The following is a 2971-nucleotide window of genomic DNA, read 5'->3' as shown; positions in this document are numbered from 1 at the left end:
GCCCAGGACCGCGCGGCCGAACTCGGCGCGGGCAAGCGGCCGCACACCCAGCTGGACAACGCGCCGCCGCCGCGCCGATCGATGTCGACCCCCAGCCGGCCCAGCGGCAGCCGCTCCGAACTGATCGAGACGGTCGTCGACCGTGCGATGTCGCAGCTCGGCGTGACCTATGCCTGGGGCGGTGGCGACGAGGACGGCCCCACCAAGGGCATCCACGACGGCGGTGTGGCCGATTCCTACGGCGACTACAACAAGGTGGGCTTCGACTGCTCCGGCCTGATGATCTACGCCTTCGCCGGTGTCGGCATCTCCCTGCCGCATTACAGCGGCTACCAGTACACGATGGGCACCCGGGTCAAGGTCGCCCAGCGCGAGCGCGGGGACATGCTGTTCTGGGGCGCCAACGGCAGTGAGCACGTCGCGCTGTACCTGGGCGACGGCAAAATGATCGAGGCGCCCGAATCCGGTGACGTCGTGAAGATTTCGTCGGTGCGCGAGGGCGGCATCATGCCGTACGCCGTTCGCCTGATCACCTGACGCACCTCCGAATGATCTTGGCTACCATGCGAATCGGCACACATCGTGCCGGTCCGTTCGGCACGAGCCGAGAGTTCGGCAGTAGTTGGGGTATTGATGAGGCAGATCCTGTTCTCGGCGGCGATCGCACTCGCGGTCTCGATCACCGTGACGCCGTTGCTGATCAGGTTGTTCGCACGCCGGAATCTCGGCCAGCAGATCCGCGTCGAGGGACCGCAGAGTCATCAGGCCAAACGTGGCACTCCCACCATGGGTGGCATCGCCATCGTGGCCGGGCTGTGGGCCGGATATCTGGGCTCGCACCTGATCGGCCTGCGCTACGACGCCGACGGGCCCTCGGCCTCCGGGCTGCTGGTGCTCGGCCTGGCCAGCGCGCTGGGGTTCGTCGGGTTCCTCGACGATTTCATCAAGATCCGCAAGCACCGCAATCTGGGCCTGACCGCGACGGGCAAGTACATCGGCCAGATCGGCGCTGCCGTGGTGTTCGGAATCCTCGCACTGCGCTTTCCCGGCAGCACCGGGCTCACCCCGGCCGGCCGGCAGGTGTCCTACGTGCGGGACTGGCCCACGGTGGCCTTTCCGCTGGTGGTCTTCCTGCTGGCGGTGTGCTTCGTGGTCGTCGCCTGGTCCAATGCGGTGAACATCACCGACGGGCTGGACGGGCTGGCCGCGGGATCGATGGGTTTCGCGCTCGGGGCCTACGTCATCGTGACGTTCTGGCAGTACACCAATTCCTGTGCCGCCCACGCGCTTCCGGGCTGCTACAGCGTGCGTGACCCGCTGGATCTGGCCGTGGTCTGCGCGGCCGGTGGCGCGGCCTGCATCGGATTCCTGTGGTGGAATGCCAATCCGGCCAAGATCTTCATGGGCGATACCGGGTCGCTGGCCCTGGGCGGGCTGCTGGCCGGAATCTCGATCACCACCCGCACCGAATTGCTGATGGTGGTCGTGGGCGCGTTGTTCTTCGCCGAAATTCTGTCCGTGGCGTTGCAGATCGCGGTTTTCCGCACCACTCGCAACCGGTTGTTCAAGATGGCGCCGTTCCACCACCATTTCGAACTCGGCGGCTGGCCCGAAACCACGGTGATCATCAGATTCTGGCTGCTCGCGGGCATCGCGGCGGCGGTCGGGCTGGCCCTGTTCTACGCCGAATATCTGGCCGCGGTGGGCTGAAACCGCCGCGGCGACCGGCTGCGACACGGCAATTCGGAATCGGCGCATTCCGGACACCGTCGAGCGCCTTCCGATCCGCCCGGGAGGCCTGGCCCGCGACATTGTGCGAGCCCAGTTGCGGCAATCTTGCTCGATACCTGGAATAGTTGGGGCGGCACGCATGGAGACCGAAGCGAAAGCGGGGAGTTTGGTGACTTCGACGGACGATGTGAGCGCTGGGAGTGCGGTGAAGCAGGCGGAGGCCGCCTCGGGCACTTTGGAGCGTGACGTCGCGACCCTGGAGAAGGCGATCTACGAAGTCAAACGGGTCATCGTCGGTCAGGACCGGTTGGTCGAGCGGCTGCTCGTCGGCGTTCTGGCTCGCGGGCACGTGCTGCTCGAGGGTGTGCCCGGCATCGCCAAGACGCTGGCGGTGGAGACCTTCGCGAGGGTGGTCGGCGGCAGCTTCTCGCGCGTGCAGTTCACCCCCGACCTGGTGCCCACCGATCTCATCGGTACCCGCATCTACCGGCAGGGACGCGAGGAGTTCGACACCGAACTGGGTCCGGTCGTCGCCAACTTCGTCCTCGCCGACGAGATCAACCGCGCGCCCGCGAAGGTGCAGTCGGCACTGCTCGAGGTCATGGCCGAACGGCACGTGTCGATCGGCGGCAAGACCTACCCGATGCCCGATCCGTTCCTGGTCATGGCGACCCAGAACCCGATCGAGAGCGAGGGTGTGTACCCGCTGCCCGAGGCGCAGCGCGACCGCTTCCTGTTCAAGGTCGTCGTCGACTATCCAACGGTCGAAGAGGAGCGCGAGATCATCTACCGGATGGGTGTGACCCCGCCGGAGCCCAAGCAGATCCTGGAGCCGGCCGAACTGATCCGGCTGCAGAAGCTGGCCGCGAACACCTTCGTCCACCACGCCCTGGTCGACTACGTCGTGCGCGTCATCGCCGCGACCCGCAAACCGGCCGAATTCGGGCTCGAGGACGTCGCGGGCTGGATCGCCTACGGTGCCTCGCCGCGTGCCAGCCTCGGCATCATCGCCGCCGCCCGCGCGGTCGCGCTGATCCGCGGCCGCGATTACGTGGTGCCGCAGGATGTGGTCGAGGTCGTTCCGGATGTGCTGCGCCACCGCCTCGTGCTGTCCTACGACGCGCTCGCCGACGAGGTCAGCCCCGACGACGTGATCCGCCGGGTGCTGCAGACCGTCGGCCTGCCGCAGGTCGCCACCCAGGCCAACGCACCCGCCCCCGGCGGCCCGGCGCCGATGCCG

Annotated in this window: 3 protein-coding genes; all 3 read left to right on the top strand. The window is 67.4% G+C overall.

Annotation, left to right across the window (positions count from 1 at the left end):
- The coding region (locus NN2_RS35515; RefSeq protein ID WP_169812495.1) for an NlpC/P60 family protein at positions 1-537 on the top strand (537 nt) is incomplete at its 5' end.
- A gap of 96 nt (positions 538-633) precedes the next feature.
- On the top strand, positions 634-1710 hold the full coding sequence (mraY, locus tag NN2_RS35510; RefSeq protein WP_063019638.1) for a phospho-N-acetylmuramoyl-pentapeptide-transferase: 1077 nt from the start codon (positions 634-636) through the stop codon (positions 1708-1710).
- 190 nt (positions 1711-1900) lie between these two features.
- Positions 1901-2971, top strand: a 1071-nt coding sequence (gene moxR1 / locus NN2_RS35505; RefSeq protein ID WP_439955880.1) for a chaperone MoxR1, incomplete at its 3' end; no start/stop codon positions are given.

Source organism: Nocardia nova NBRC 15556 (assembly GCF_001613005.1).
GTDB lineage: Bacteria > Actinomycetota > Actinomycetes > Mycobacteriales > Mycobacteriaceae > Nocardia > Nocardia nova.
This window is presented reverse-complemented; position numbering and strand designations above follow the sequence as displayed.